General features: G+C 64.0%; 11 protein-coding genes and 1 tRNA gene. 3 read left to right on the top strand and 9 right to left on the bottom strand.

Annotated features, from left to right (window positions below):
* Positions 1–83: 83 nt before the first annotated feature.
* Complete coding sequence (locus tag PSA7680_RS03780; protein WP_085867317.1) at positions 84–2,255, bottom strand: hypothetical protein; 2,172 nt, start codon at positions 2,253–2,255, stop codon at positions 84–86.
* Between the two features lie 581 nt (positions 2,256–2,836).
* On the opposite strand from PSA7680_RS03780, the gene PSA7680_RS03790 reads away from it, so the two are divergent.
* The 3 genes from PSA7680_RS03790 to PSA7680_RS03800 are packed head-to-tail and all read left to right on the top strand — an operon-like array spanning position 2,837 to position 5,000.
* Positions 2,837–3,286 (top strand): DUF2924 domain-containing protein, encoded by a 450-nt coding sequence (locus PSA7680_RS03790; RefSeq protein ID WP_085867319.1) that lies wholly within the window; start codon positions 2,837–2,839, stop codon positions 3,284–3,286.
* Positions 3,283–4,590 carry a recombinase family protein gene (locus PSA7680_RS03795; RefSeq protein ID WP_085867320.1) on the top strand — a complete coding sequence of 436 codons (1,308 nt, stop codon included), beginning with the start codon at positions 3,283–3,285 and terminating at the stop codon, positions 4,588–4,590. The genes PSA7680_RS03790 and PSA7680_RS03795 overlap by 4 nt, the downstream gene beginning before the upstream one ends.
* The gene (locus tag PSA7680_RS03800; protein ID WP_085867321.1) at positions 4,587–5,000 is read left to right on the top strand and encodes a ParB/RepB/Spo0J family partition protein; all 414 of its coding nucleotides are present in this window, start codon (positions 4,587–4,589) and stop codon (positions 4,998–5,000) included. Before PSA7680_RS03795 ends, PSA7680_RS03800 begins: the two co-directional genes overlap by 4 nt.
* Here the strand turns inward: PSA7680_RS03800 and PSA7680_RS03805 are convergent, their stop codons facing one another.
* The 8 genes from PSA7680_RS03805 to PSA7680_RS03835 all read right to left on the bottom strand — a co-directional run bounded on the left by PSA7680_RS03805 (position 5,001) and on the right by PSA7680_RS03835 (position 14,767).
* A complete protein-coding gene (locus PSA7680_RS03805) occupies positions 5,001–7,541 on the bottom strand; it encodes a GIY-YIG nuclease family protein (RefSeq protein ID WP_085867322.1) in 2,541 nt (846 codons plus the stop codon).
* Positions 7,534–7,791, bottom strand: coding sequence for a hypothetical protein (locus tag PSA7680_RS18820; protein WP_217808318.1), 258 nt, complete (start codon positions 7,789–7,791; stop codon positions 7,534–7,536). Before PSA7680_RS18820 ends, PSA7680_RS03805 begins: the two co-directional genes overlap by 8 nt.
* A gap of 96 nt (positions 7,792–7,887) precedes the next feature.
* The gene (locus tag PSA7680_RS03810; RefSeq protein WP_217808319.1) at positions 7,888–9,150 is read right to left on the bottom strand and encodes an Eco57I restriction-modification methylase domain-containing protein; all 1,263 of its coding nucleotides are present in this window, start codon (positions 9,148–9,150) and stop codon (positions 7,888–7,890) included.
* On the bottom strand, positions 9,147–9,794 hold the full coding sequence (locus PSA7680_RS03815; protein WP_217808320.1) for an N-6 DNA methylase: 648 nt from the start codon (positions 9,792–9,794) through the stop codon (positions 9,147–9,149). Before PSA7680_RS03815 ends, PSA7680_RS03810 begins: the two co-directional genes overlap by 4 nt.
* A 406-nt stretch (positions 9,795–10,200) precedes the next feature.
* A tRNA-Ser gene (locus PSA7680_RS03820) sits at positions 10,201–10,290 on the bottom strand.
* A 94-nt stretch (positions 10,291–10,384) separates the two neighbouring features.
* Complete coding sequence (locus tag PSA7680_RS03825; protein ID WP_085867324.1) at positions 10,385–11,110, bottom strand: alanyl-tRNA editing protein; 726 nt, start codon at positions 11,108–11,110, stop codon at positions 10,385–10,387.
* A gap of 1 nt (position 11,111) precedes the next feature.
* Positions 11,112–13,730, bottom strand: a complete 2,619-nt coding sequence (locus PSA7680_RS03830) for a DUF3772 domain-containing protein (protein ID WP_085867325.1) — start codon at positions 13,728–13,730, stop codon at positions 11,112–11,114.
* A complete protein-coding gene (locus PSA7680_RS03835; protein ID WP_085867326.1) occupies positions 13,730–14,767 on the bottom strand; it encodes a cysteine synthase A in 1,038 nt (345 codons plus the stop codon). Before PSA7680_RS03835 ends, PSA7680_RS03830 begins: the two co-directional genes overlap by 1 nt.
* Positions 14,768–14,825: the final 58 nt, after the last annotated feature.

Raw genomic sequence — 14,825 nt, forward strand, 5'->3', positions numbered from 1 at the left:
CTCTTGCTGAGTGAGCACTCCTCATGAACGTCAGAATCGGAGTTTGTCAGAACCCCGAACAGGAGCCGGATCGGAGTTGGCCGTCAGAGAGCGATCTCCCACTTCCCCTTGCCAACGCTCCGAACAAAGCCGGCCTTGAGCTTGTTCCACAAAGGCGCGCCAAAGATATTCGAGAGGGATTGGCCTTCGATGCCTTTGACCAGATCTTCTGTCTTGATTGGCGCCGGTCCGTTGTTGTGCGCATCAACAAGACGTTGGATGACCAGCAGTCGATGATTTCCAATGATGTCGATCGAACCCTTGCCAGGAACAAATAGCGTTCCCGAGTTCTCGCCAGTCGTTTCCAGCCGAACGGATTGCCCGCCTTGGGCCAGAACGCGATCACGGCGCAAGACTGCCCGCAGCTTGTCGGCGATCAGATTGATCTCGGTGGCGTGGCCATCGATGTGTTCGGCCAGTGGTGTGAGTACATTAGCCCCAATGCACGGACCGGGCGCGTTGCCGGCCTGCAGAACCAACCCGATGCCGAGATGGCTCCGGCTACGAAGCTGGGTATCGACCGCCGAGCGAACCTTTTCCTGGTCCAGCGAGCGCGCGAGATATACCGGCGCTTCACCGCCGTCGGTCGCCAAAGTTCCGAGATACCAAAGGTGGCGCGACAGTTCCTCGGCGGCCGGGGTATCGAGCACCTCCACGAGCCGCGCGCGGAGGTGTTCTGCGACCCAACCGTCACGCACCCGGTAGATTCTGTAACGTTCGGGGTTGCCGCCCGGAGCCGCCTGTCCTTCGCTCACCTTGAGGTCCACCTTTCCAGGGGTCGCGACGACCTCGGCGGTGGCCGGACCGACTTCGTCCTCGTCGTCGATCAGGTCATCGCCTTCCCATCCAGCCGGAACGAGAAAGCCGAGTTCGGTCAGAAGCGTCGCATCGACATTGCGGTCGAGGAGCCACGCGCCGCTGACCCTGTCGAAGCCCATGTCCCACAGAGCCAGCAAGGCCGGAATTGCGGCCATTGTCTCGGCAGGTGTCGGCGCGCGACCTTCGCGCAGGATGCCCCAATGGCGCAGCAGACGGTGCCCAAGAACCCTTTCAAAAGGATCGTCGACGCTGAGCAGACTGGTCGTGTTCCGGTCCGTAAGCGTGAAATCGAGCGTCTGAGACTCTGTTCTCCCCGGGCGGCGATACCGGACCGCGATCTCGATGAAGCGTATCGCCACCGCCCGACCGAATATCCGCGACAACCCCGGCTGCGTTTCGATGATCTCGGAAATGTCCTGGTCAATCGTCGTGGAAAGCGACAAGCGATTTGCGAGATTGCCGATGCTGATATCGGCGCGAATGACCCGAGCGCGGAGAACGACCGCATCGTCCATTTCCGGCAGATCGAGTTCGAAGCCGTTGCGGAACCGGGAGATGTCGTAGGCCTGAAAATCGACGGGCTGGTTGGAGTAGTTCTGGGACAGCGCCGTTTCGATGAAGCGTTCGGCAATAAGGTGGCGCAGCTTCCTGTTTCCCGCGCGCACATGGACGCGCCCAGTCGACGGCGTGTAGACGATCATCGCCTCGCCGGGCGGCCGGAAATAGAGCTTCGAACGGTTGCCTTCCTCGTCGATTTCCCTAACGCTGGCCGGGCGATCGGGATGATAGAGCAGAAACATCTCGGCCGCGGGCTCGTCGCCCTCTTCGGGAAGCTCATACTTTTCGATATTGTAGCCGTCGCCCCGATCGAGGGCTTCCTTGATCTCGTCCAGCAGACCTTGAAGCCGCGCGTCATCCGGTTCCGGAGCCCCGTCGAGCGAAGGCTCAGCCATGAAGGTCTGGTAATGCTTGTCGTAGCGCCGGTAGAGCCGCAAATGCAGACTGTTTTCGGCCGCTTCGAACAGCGCCAGTTCATTCGTATAGGCCCAGAGACTTCGCGCCAGGGCGTCCCGCTGGTTCAGGAGTCTCCTGGCGCGTTCCGGTTCAAGCTTCGACTCGGCAAGTCCTTCGAGCACGAAATCTCCCCGGTCGCTGGCGATCGTCACGACGCGCGCAGCCTCATCGTCCAGCGGCCGTAACCGCTCCATATTCTCGCGGTTCAGCATTTCGCTGGCGGTCGAGGGACCGTCCGTGTCCTCCGAACCAAATCTGTATTTCGCGAGCCAGTTGAGCCTGTCGAAGGCCCTGCTCTCAAGAAACGAGGCCAGGAGCGCGGGTTCTGCCTCCGCAAACAGGCGGGAGAGATTCGGGCAGGACTTGGTCGGGGTTCGTACCATTCAAGTCTCCGGGAAGTGGAAATAGCGACCATGCGAACGCGCAAGAACTCGCCCGCAAAACGCGGGGGTCGCTCGCATTGTCCTGGGATCATTGTCGCGATCGTTCAAATTGTGCACGGAGCCGCGCCCAGACGAGACGTGGGGGGCAAGCGTGACGATAGCCTGACAATCTGATCGTTCCGGGTAATCGGCGCGGGGCATGAACTCACCTCAACCAATAGCTGCTCGACAGCGACTCAACCTCAGATAATTGTGGCGCGCTGTCGGAAGCACAAGCAAAAATGTTCGCATTACGTTCTGTTTGGCGTGGCACCCGTCCCATTCCGGCGCCGCGGATGGCTTTTCTCATGGGAATCTCCCAGGAAGGCACACCGTGATCCCATGAAACGCCCCAATCCCCTGTCGCCCCCATTAATGACCCCGGTCGAACGCCGGGCGGAACTCTGTCGCCTGCTGGCCGCCGGGCTGGTCAGGCTGCGGATGCGGGAGAACGGGCAACATATCGAGAGAGAAGGAGAATTTCCGCTACACAACTCACGCGACCGGAGCGGTAGTGCGGGTCCAACCAACCGGAGGACCGCATGAACACACACGATCCCATTCCCGCGCGCCTGGCCGCGCTGAAGACCATGAAGACCCCGGAACTGAAGGCCCAGTGGCGCGAGTTGTTCGACAGCGAGCCGCCGCCCTTCAACCGGCGCTACCTGGAAAGCCGGCTCGCCTATCGCATCCAGGAACTCGCCTATGGCGGGTTGAAGCCCGAGACGGTCAAGCGGCTGGAGCGGCTCGGCGAGGAACTCGACGGCGGCGACCGAAAGAAGAGCCGCGTTCGGGCGGACACCATGCCCATCGCCGGCACGCGCCTGATCCGCGAATGGCAGGGCGTCGAGCATGTCGTCACCGTCACCGCCGATGGCTTCGAATGGCAGGGGCGGCCCTACAAGTCGCTCTCGGCGATCGCGCGCGCCATCACCGGCACGCGCTGGAATGGCTGGGTGTTCTTCGGGTTGAAATCGCGGAGACGTGCATGACGGACATGAAGATCAAACGCCGCTGCGCCGTCTACACCCGGAAATCCTCGGAAGAAGGGCTGGAGCAGGAGTTCAACTCGCTTGATGCGCAGAGGGAGGCCTGCGAGGCCTATATCGCCAGCCAGCGCTCCGAAGGCTGGGTGCTCGTGCGCGACCGCTACGATGACGGCGGCATCTCCGGCGGGACGCTGGACCGGCCCGGCCTGCATCGGCTCATCGCCGATATCGAGGACGGGCTGGTCGACGTCGTCGTGGTCTATAAGATCGACCGGCTCAGCCGGTCGCTCGCGGACTTCGCCAAGCTGGTCGAGGTGTTCGACCGCAACGGCGTGACCTTCGTCTCTGTGACGCAGTCCTTCAACACCACCACCTCAATGGGCCGGCTGACGCTGAACATCCTGCTCAGCTTCGCCCAGTTCGAGCGCGAGGTCACCGCCGAGCGCATCCGCGACAAGGTCGCCGCCAGTCGGAAGAAGGGGATGTGGATGGGCGGCGTGCCGCCCTACGGATACCGCGTCGAGAATCGGAAGCTGGTCGTCGACGATGAGCGTGGCGAGCATGTCCGCTGGATCTTCGCGCGCTTCCTCGAGATCGGCTCGGGCACGGAACTGGCGCGCGAGGTCGCGAAGCGCGGCATCCGAACCCCGCGCGGCAACCGGATCGACAAGAAATACCTGTACCGGATGCTGAACAACCGCGCCTACATAGGCGAGGCGGTGCACAAGGGGCAGAGCTATCCCGGCGAGCACGACGCCATCATCGACCGCGAAACGTGGGACCGCGTCCACGCCATTTTGCAGGAAAGCGCCCGCAAGCGCGCCGCGCGCACCCGCGCCGAGACGCCGGCGCTGCTGAAGGGGCTAATCTTCGGGCCGGATGGCGCGGCGTTCTCGCCGAGCCACACCCGCAAGGGCGGCAAGCTCTACCGCTACTACGTCAGCCAGACGGTATTGAAGCATGGCGCCGGGTCTTGCCCCATCGGCCGCATTCCGGCGGGTCAGATCGAAGCCGCCGTCATTGACCAACTCCGCGCCGTGTTCCGCCAGCCCGAGGTCGTTGTAGGGACATGGAAGGCGGCACGCGCTCACGCCGACGACATCACCGAAGTCGACGCCCGCACCGCGCTGCAGCAGCTTGACCCGCTGTGGGACGAACTCTTCCCCGCCGAGCAGGCCCGCATCGTGGCCCTACTGGTGGAACATATCGATATCGGCACCGAGGGGCTCGACATCCGGTTGCGGGTGGACGGGCTCCACGGGCTCGCGCGTGAGATGATGGCGGGCAATAGGGAACAAGTCGCATGAAACCGACCGCCACCCCCGACTTCGTCACGATCCACGTCCCGTTCTGCGTTGTGAAGCGCGGCGGTCGCAAGGAGGTGCAGCTTCCCGACGGCGCGCCGGTTCAGCGCCGAACCGACAACACCCTCATCAAGGCGCTCGCCCGCGCCTTCCGCTGGAAGCGCATGCTGGAATCGGGCGAGTTCGCGTCTATTTCCGAACTGGCCGAGCGCGAGGGCATCGCGCCGTCCTACATGACCCGCGTGCTGCGCCTCACGCTGCTTGCGCCCGACATCGTCGAGGCGATCCTGGATGGGAAGCAGGGGCCGGAGGTGACGCTGGGACGGTTGCTGGAGGGGTTTCCGGTGGAGTGGGAGGGACAAGGAACAATCCACGACATCAATTCCCGAGCCGGCCAAGGACCATGTAATTGATCACTCCTTCGCTACGACGGTGTCGTAAAGCCCATAGTGCCGCAAGCCCTCATGGCTTTCGATACCCGTATACCGCAGCGAGGCGTCCTCGTAGCGGCGGAAGGCGAATACTGCCTGGTTCATCTGCTCAGTGTTGAAGACCCTCAGCCGCACAAGCAGGTGAAAGTCCTGGACCGTGAGTCCGGTTACGGCGAGGAAAAGATCAGGCTCCAGCCTCGTGATGACGTCCTGAAGCGTGTTCTCTCGAAAATCCGTCAGATACATGAACGCGGGAATGCGCGTGGCGAACTTGATCAGCTTTTCCTGAATTTGCTTCCGCTTGGACTTGTACTCCTTCTCCTCGTCGGAAAGCTCCTTCTTCTCGTGCTCCGTCAGATCGCCATCTCTCGCCTTTTTCTTCAGCTCTTTGACCTTCTCGCTCTTGTTGATGATCGTCTCGATGACGTTGTCGCCGAGCGCACGCCAGCCTTCGATCCGCTGGACTGCGGCCATCGCTTCGGGGTTGTCCATGATCCGCCGAAGCGTGTCGTTGTCGACATTGACGAGCAGCGCGCTTTCCCACTTGCGGGCGAGCAACGTTGCTGATGTGCCGGCCATGGCGATATCGAGAATGCCGCCGGCATCCACTTGGGTCATGTTGGCGCCGTCGTAGGCGAGCACCGGAAGGAAAGCCACCAGATCCCTCACGGCATGTTCCGGATTGCCTTCGTTTGGCGAAAGACCAATGCCGTATTCAGAAACCTGCCGCAGCGCTCGGGTCGGGGCAAAATCGAACACGAAGCAGACCGGCTTCAGGATCTCCTCCTGGTTGGGGTCGTCGCCGTTCGGGTTCTTGATCGACCACGGCGACTGAACACGGAACGCCGCCTGGAAGTAGGTCTCGGGCGACTTCAGGTTGCGCAGCATCAGGATGGACGACCACTGCGGCACTGTCACGCCGGTCGTAAGCTTTCCGCATGACAGCGTGATCGTCTTGGTATCGAACCCGCTGCCGATTGCCTTGCGCACCGGTTGCAACGCCTCGAGTCCGATCCCGGCTTCCGCGCCCGCCGCGACAATCACCTTGTAAGCGTGCCAGAAGGTGTTTTGCCGCTCGGCCAACAGGTTTGCCATCGCGTGGCACGACGCCACGTTCGGCAGAAACCAGAACGAGTGCTGCAGATAGGGGAGCAACCGAACGTCAGAATAGGGGAACGGCGGCTTGGTTCCGGTTTTCAGCGCTTCGGTTGCCTTGGGCAGATACTGGCCGCGGATGATATCCAGCCACTTCTGCACCTCGTCCTTGTGCTTGAACTGGGCGCGCGCTCCCCGGCCGGTTGCCGCGAAGAACTCGTTGAGATCGAACTCGTCGAACTCTCCGGCGCTGGCAACCGCGAGCAGTTCGTCGGGCATCTGGTAGGTCAGAAGCCGCATCTCGGGCAAAGCCGCGTAGGGGTTCCACTCGCCGGGATGGTCGCGCGCGAACTCGGCCTTGGCCCGCTGTTCGTCGGTATAGGTCCAGTTGAAGATCTGCTCTTCGATGAACTCGCCGGTGGCCAATGCCCGAAAGGGCGTGCCCGACAGATACAGGTAGGCCTTGGTCGTGATCGGCAGGAATTCGGTTTCCGGCTGCGACAGGACGTTCAGATCCTCGTTCACGACATCCAGCTCGCTGGCATATTCGAGCTTCTCTTCCTTCTTGATGACGGCTTCGTCCTCGCCTTCGAACAGTTCCTTCGCGGTGTCGCGCCACGCGCCGAAATGATACTCGTCGAAGACGACGAGATCCCAGTTGACGAGGTGAATCCATTCGTTCCTGGGCTTGATGTTCCCAAGCCTGTCCTTGCCCAGCAGATCCTGAAACGATCCGAAATAGACCACCGGCTTCTTCGGGTCGATCTGGGTCGGATCGCCGCCGGTGGCGCGCGACAGGAACTGCCAGCCGTGGAAATCGGCATGGTTTTCCAGATCGCTCTGCCAGGCGTCGGCCACGGCGGGCTTGAAGGTGACGACGAGCACGCGCTTGGCGCCCATCCGCTTCGCCAGCTGATAGGTGGCAAAGGTCTTGCCGAAGCGCATCTTGGCGTTCCACAGAAAGCGCGGAACGGCGTGCATGTCCTCGGCCCAGCGGGAGAGGTAGTATTCGTGCGTCAGCCGCACTGCCTCGGCCTGCTCGCGGCGCATCGGGAAGGTCTGGTGATGCGTGCCCGAAAGCCGCTGGCCGGTGCGCAGCTCTGTCAGGACGGTGCGCAGATCGGCCAGCGTGCAGCGCACCCATTCGCCCTGCACCCGCTCGAACCCCTTGCGCTCCAGCGCCGCGCGCACCTCGTGGTCGGTGAAGGTGGTGCCATCCTCGCGCTCGGCCGGCTCATCCAATTCGATGCGGTAGTTGTTGATGGCGGCGGTGCGCAACTGCTCGGCCACCCGGGCGCGCACATCGCGCGTCGTCTGCCCGATCTTCAACAAGCCCGCATGGGCCGCGTCATCGATGCTGTAGGCATAGATGCGCGGGCGGGCTTGGGGTTTTGGCGTGAGGATTTCGTCGATGGTGCGTTTATTCATCGTCCCCGCCCATGGGTCGAACGATCTTTTCGACGAAGGCGATTTCGTCCTTCGTCAAGCCGTAGCGCTCATACAGATCGGCGTCGGTCCAGAGCCTGTCCCATGTTTGCGCAGGAACGAAGGTGTAAACCTTGCGGGTAGCGTCCTGCGAAGGCTTGTGTAGCAGGATCAGGAAGCGCGTCAGCCGACAATTGAGGTAGGACAGCGCGCTTTCGGCTTCTTCGCGGGTATCGAACGGGCCGATGCACAAATAGGTCTCGGATGAGATCGTCCCCGGACCTGCAACAAAGGGCGTGCTGATGATCCGATGCGGATAGGTGTCGCGGTTTCCGGTTCCGGGCGCGGCTCAACCAACAAAAAGTTTCCACTTGTCAATCAGTTCAAGCCCCGCGCCTATTTCCTCGCGCGTAACGAAACCTGTCCCGCCGTTCTGATACACCAAGAGGTCACGGTCGGTTCTTCTTGCCGCCCGGCCCTTGAATTTTGTTTCCAGCCCGAAGGGTTTGCGTGAACTCACCAAGCGAACGAACCGCCGCTCTTCGGGCAGGGCCAGCACCCTATCCTGTCCGGTTTCGCGCGCGATGACCTTGCGCAGGATGGACACCCCTTCGTTGAAACGGATGAAGATGTCTGTGCCTTCCTCGCGCAACGGGCGGACCGCGGTGGACACGGGCCAGTCCTTGAAATGGGTCGAGACACGGCACAGGCCCGGATGGTCGCGATCCCACAAGAAGTAGCAGACCCCTCCCTTGAGCCCGACGCCGGGAAACACATCCGCCGCGCTGAGGAAATCGTCGATGGAGCGCAGGCTCTTGTCAGAGAGCATGGCCTCGCGGAAATCATCAAGCCCCTTGCCGCCCGCAAACCAGCGTGACGGAATGACCATCGTCAAATAGCGGGGGGCCAGCCTTTTCGCCTGCTCGACGAACTTTTGGTAGATGGGGGCCGCGCTTGTCCCATGACCGCCATCGTCAAGCTGATATGGCGGGTTTCCAATGATCACGTCAAAATGCATGTCGCCTCCAAACAGCTCGGCCATTCGGGCCTTGGTGTCATCCGTGTGGATGAATGCGTAGGCATGGGTTTCAAGCCCTTCTCCACGCTCTAACGTCGTCTCGCTCGCCCCGCAAAAATTGCACCTGCCGCCCACCCATGTGTGTTCGGTGCGCTCGAACCAGATGTTGCCGTCGTCGCTTTCGAAGCCGCGCGCGATCGAATGCGGCCCCGTCGCGTGTTTCGAGCAATAGACGCTGCGCCGCGCCAGCATCGCCGTCAGCCGGGTGATGCCGATGCCGAAAACCTGTTTCGTGAGGATGTGATCCACCCTTTGCTGCAGGTCGGGGATCTCGTCCTCCAACCCCTTCACCAGCCGGCGGGTGATCTCGCGCAGGAACACGCCGGACTTGGTGCAGGGGTCAAGAAACCTGACGCTGCTGTCGGCCCAGAGGTTGGCGCCGCCATTATCCGCCGCCCAGGCCTCGGCCAGCGTGTCGAGCATGCGGTTCGCGAACTCGGGCGGCGTGAACACCTCGTCGTTGGAGAGGTTGGCGATGCAGGTCAGCACATCCGGGTTTCGCCCCCGCAGGGCGAACGAGGCCTGAAGGCTCATGCCACCTCCTTTGGTTCGGTGCCAAGCTGGGCGGCGAGGTCGCGCACGGTCATCGGCGGCCAGGTCTTGAGCGGGGTGAAAAGCTCGTGCTTGCCCAGATGCGCGAAGAGCGAGTCCTCGGCGCTGAACGAGGACGCGCCGGTCAGAACATCCAGCCGGAAATCGCGCCGCTGAAACTTGCCCCGGCCCAGATAGCCCCACTCGGCGAAGTTGATGGGCTGGCCGGCCTGGGTTTTCATCGTCAGGGCATCCCCATGAACGAGATTCTGAGACAGGACGTAAGCGGCGGCGCGATGAAGGTCAGCTGCCTCGTCAAGGCCCAGATAGTCGGCGAAGACGCCCAGCATGTTCGTCTGGCACTCGGCGATGTTGTCGGCCAGAAGCTCGATCCCGTAGCAGCACATCAGCCCCAGCAGGGCATAGTGCCGGCGCTCAAATTCTGACTTGCCGAACTTCAGCTCGACGGTCGCAAGCTTGCGCTGCAGCACCCGGACAAGGAAGTTTCCGCTCCCGCAGGCGGGCTCCAGGACGCGCGAGTCGATACGCTCGGCTTCATCCTTGACGAGATCGAGCATGGCGTCCACCAGCCATTCGGGCGTGAATACCTCGCCGTGGTCCGCGACCCGTTTTTTCGACTTGATCAATGACATGAGCCATATATGCCCGCTGAACGCCCGCTCGCCAAGGTGTGTTGCAGCGCCGGGACACAACCAGGCTGAAACGGCAGGGCTTCGCGCACCGGGCGAACCGGGCAGGGAACGATGCCTGGCTTTGGCATGGCTGGCGAACGTCCGACCCCGGTCGTTTCTCCGTGGCGCGACCGGCATCGAAGTGTTCAGGTTGCGTTACAGATTTTTCACGCTCAATCAGTGGCTTGCGAGAAATTCACCAGATCGGCGCAGTCAACAGGTGCAGAGAATATCGGCTCTGAGAGACCAATTTCGGCTGTCTCGCGCCGGGCAAGGTGAACAGCCCCTCCCGCATAACCCTCGAATACAACGGAAAAATCCGGCTGCGTCCGTATGGGGAGAGCGATTTCAGAAAGGCAAGTGGCGGAGAGACAGGGATTCGAACCCTGGAGACGGTTTCCCGCCTACACACTTTCCAGGCGTGCGCCTTCGACCACTCGGCCACCTCTCCGTTGGGGCGGGGTTTACCCTCAATCCGAACCGGGATGCAAGAGGGGAAACACCATTTTTTTGCGTGGGTTCCGTGCCGGAAGGCAACGTCTGGGTCAGCTGTCGAGAAACAGGTTCACGCGGCGGTTCTGACGGCCTTTTTTCTCGATCTTTCCCAGCCGCACCGGGCCGATTTCGGCCGTCGAGGCAACGTGGGTTCCACCGCAGGGTTGCAGGTCCACCTGCCCGTCCCCGGCGCCGATCCGCACGAGGCGCACCTGCCCTGCCCCCATCGGCGGCATCACCGACATGGTTTTGACCAGGCCCGGATTCGCGGCGAGTTCGGAATCGGTGATCCAGGTCTCGCTCACGGGAAGATCCCGCGCGATCAGCGCGTTGAGCGCTGCGGCGATGGCCTCCTTGTCTTCGGGTGCCTCCGGCATGTCGAAATCCAGCCGCCCCTTCTCGGCAGTGATGGCACCGCCGGACACGGGCAGCGGAATCACCACGGAGAGCAGGTGCAGCGCGGTGTGGATCCGCATGTGGCGGTGGCGGCGCTCCCAGTCGAGCCGTTGCAGCACCTCCGCCCCGAGCGGGGGCAGCGGGCTCGGCTCGCCGGGCACCAGCACGATGGCCCCCTCTTCGCCCTTCACGGTGGTGGCGATGTCCAGAGAGCGCCCGTCCCATTGCAAGCGGCCGCTGTCGCCCGGCTGCCCGCCCCCGGTGGGGTAGAAGACGCTGGCGTCCAGCACCACCCCGCCCTCGGGCGTATGGCCGATCACCCGGCCGGTGACGTTGTTCATGTAGGCGTCTTCTCGAAACAGCGCGCGCGTGGCTGGCATGTCAGCTGCTCTCCTCCCCTGAGCCGGCATCCGGCTCGCTCTCATCAACGGATTTGGACAGATCGGGCGTCTCCCGCAGGACGTCGGAAGGCTGCATCGTCGGCGGATAGGGCTGCGCTGAAACGCCCTGCCCGCCGCCCTGCCCGCCGGCCGGCGCCGCGGGCCGGGCGGCGCCCGGCAGGGTTTCGGGATTGCGCAGCCAGACGTCGCGCTGCGCGAAGGGAATCTCGAATCCCTCCTCCGCGAAGCGGCGCGCGATCTCGTGGTTCATGTCGGACTGGACCGAGAGCTTCCAGTTCACGTCGCGCAGGAAACAGCGGATCTCGAACTCCAGTGCGTCGGCCCCGAAGTTGCGGAACAGCACCGAGGGCGCGGGGTTGGCGATCACCATCGGATGCGCGTTCGCGATCTCCAGCAGGACTTTCTCCACCCGCTTGGTATCGCTGCCGTAGGCCACGCCCACCGGCAGGATCAGGCGGCCGGTGAGATTGCCCCGAGTCCAGTTGGTGACGACCCCCGACACGAGATCGGCGTTGGGCACGATCACGTCGGTCTTGTCGAAGGTCTCGATCCGTGTGGCGCGCACCGAGATGTCGCGCACGTAGCCCATCTGGCCGTTCACCTCGATCCAGTCGCCCTCCGAGATCGGCCGCTCCGCCAGCAGGATCAGGCCCGAGACGAAGTTGGACACGATGGTCTGCAGGCCGAAGCCGATCCCCACCGAGAGCGCACCGGCCACGAGAGCGAAGGCGGAGAGATCGATGCCCGCGCTCGTCACCGCCACCACCGCCGACAGCGCAAGCCCGACGTAGCCCACGGCCGACACCACGGCGTGCTGCCCGCCCACGTCCATCTTCGTGCGCGGCAGCACCGTGGTGCGCAGCGCGCTTTGCACCAGCCGGGTGACGGTGTAGCCGATGGCGAAGACGACGAAGAAGAGGATCAGCTCGGTGGGCGAGATCTTCACCCCGCCGAAGGCGTAGCCGTCCTGGAACTTCTTCCACAGCTCCGTGATGTCGGACCAGCGCGCGCCCCAGGTCAGCGCGAAGACGGGCAGGCTGAGAAGGATGATGAAGATGTTGACGATGACCGGGCCGAGCGCGTTCTGCACGCGGTCCTTGTCGCCGGTGGCCAGCGCGAAGGCCTCGCGGAACAGGCGCTGGATCAGGGCGATGAAGCCGATCAGCGCCAGGGACGCGATCGTGGGGAAGATGATCGAGACGGCCGCGTTGTAGTAGCCCAGGGCCGCCAGCACCGGCCCCGCCGCGGCCAGCCCCATGGTGGCCCGCCCGAAGAGGTAGCTCGGGTTGTTGAAGACGGTCATGTTCTCGCCTTCGGCCCCGACGTTGCGCGCATGGACGACCATGAGCTGCGCCACCCGCAGCAGAAGCACCGCGGCGAAGACGATCAGCGGGAAAGCGATGCCCGACTTGGAGGCCGCCGGGATGTCCTGGAACTGGATCATGCCGACGATCAGCGAGTAGAACCCGAAGGTCAGCCCGAGCGCGGAGGCGAACCAGCGCCCCTGCGCGCATTGCGCCGGCGTCAGGATCAGGAACCGCGCGCCCGCCCCGCGCTTGGGGAAGATGTTGGCGCCGAGCCAGGTGGCCACGTAGAAGGCGAAGCCCATGCTGGCCACGGAGGACAGCGCGGCATCGGTGTGCAGCCCCACGAGCTGCGTGGTATAGGCCGCCTGCACCAGGAGGCCGATGCCGAAGGTCGGCACCAGCACCTGGCCGAGCGATACGAGGAAGGCGAGGATCCAGCGCGCCGGCGTCGGATCTTCGCCCTGCACCCGGAGCGCCACCCGCACCATCAGCCTGCGGCCGCGCACCATCAGCAACAGGCCCATCGCCAGGAAGAACAGCGTTTCCGGCAGGTGACGGCGGATCTGGTTGGCCTGCGTCTCCACCGCCCATGCCGCCTGGATCTCCGTCCAGACCGGCCCGAACATGCGGTGGACCGCATCGACACCGGCCTTCCAGCTGGTCGGGTTCAGCGGGCTCGGCCCGCGCTCGAAGAACCGTTCGGACTGCCTGTCGCGCAGAAGGCTGTCGATCTCGCGGATGATGCCGTCGGCCAGCAGGAAGGCCTCTTCGGCCTCGATCACCGGCTCGCGCAGCGCGGCCATGCGTTCGTTCAGCTCGGCGCGGCGGGCGGCGATGTTGGCGGGTTCTTCGCCGCTTTCGGGCAGCGGCCCCAGCGCATCGATCTGGGCCTGGAGCGTGCGGATGCGCGCGGCATTGACGCCCGTGGCATCCTCGAAGACCTCGCGCCACTGCACGATCTGGCGGCGCAGCTCTTCCATCGCGGAATCGGAGGCGCGGTCGTTCTCGATCGCCTCCTGCGCCCGCTCGACGGTCGCCTGCCAGGCCGCGTAGTCCGGCAGCCCCTCCTCGGTGGTGAGCCTGTCGCGGCGCTCCGCCGTCGCGGCGGCCGCATCGGCCTCGGCGGTGATCGCTTCGAGGCCGATCGTATCGGCCACCGCGGCCCCCGCTTCGGCCACCGCGCCATCGCCCGCCGGCTCAAGCGTGGGGTCGCGCGCTTCCTGCTGCGCCCCGAGCGGCGCGGCGAGCGCCACCAGCAGGGCAAGGCAGAGCGCCTGGAGGCGGATGCGCATCAATCCACGAAGACGCCCGGAATCGAGCGCGGCCCTGCATCAAGCCAGCCCGGCACGGGCAGGCCCTTGGAGCGCAGGAAATCGGGGTTGAACAGCTTGGATTGATACCGGGTGCCGTAGTCGCAGAGGATCGTCACGATGGTGTGGCCCGGCCCCAGCTCCCTGGCGAGCCGGATCGCGCCGGCCACGTTGATGCCGGAGGAGCCGCCGAGGCAGAGGCCCTCGTGCTGGAGCAGATCGAAGACGATCGGCAGCGCCTCGGAATCGGGGATGTTGTAGGCGTGGTCCACGGTGAGCCCTTCGAGGTTGGCCGTGATCCGCCCCTGCCCGATTCCTTCCGTGATGGAGCCGCCTTCGCTCTTCAGTTCGCCGGTGGTGTAGAAACTGTAGAGCGCCGCGCCGTCGGGATCGGCAAGGCCGATCTTCACGTCCTTCGAACGCTCCCGCAGCCCCGCAGCCACGCCGGCCAGCGTGCCACCGGAGCCGACGGCGCAGATGAAGCCGTCCACCTTGCCCTGGGTCTGCTCCCAGATCTCGGGCGCGGTGGTTTCGTAATGCGCCTGACGGTTGGCCACGTTGTCGAACTGGTTGGCCCAGACCGCGCCGTTGGGCTCCGTCTTGGCCAGTTCCGCCGCCAGCCGCTCGGAGTAGCGCACGTAGTTGTTGGGGTTGCGGTAGGGCACCGCCGGCACCTGCACCAGCTCCGCGCCGGCCAGCCGCAGCATGTCCTTCTTTTCCTCGGACTGGGTCTCGGGGATCACGATCACCGTCTTGAAGCCCATGGCCGCCCCCACCAGCGCAAGGCCGATGCCGGTGTTGCCCGCGGTGCCTTCCACGATGGTACCGCCGGGGCGCAGCGCCCCGCGCGCAACCGCGTCCTGGATGATCTTGAGCGCCGGACGATCCTTCACCGACTGGCCCGGGTTGAGGAACTCGGCCTTGCCGAGGATCTCGCAGCCGGTGGCTTCGCTGGCCGCTTTGAGCCGAATGAGGGGGGTATTGCCGATGAGATCCGGCAGGTCTTTGCACACACGCATGTTTTCTGGCCCAGGTCGAAATTCCGGTTTCACCCTGTGTAGGCCCCCACCAGAAGGA

The organism is Pseudoruegeria aquimaris, assembly GCF_900172235.1.
In the GTDB taxonomy this organism is placed as follows: domain Bacteria; phylum Pseudomonadota; class Alphaproteobacteria; order Rhodobacterales; family Rhodobacteraceae; genus Pseudoruegeria; species Pseudoruegeria aquimaris.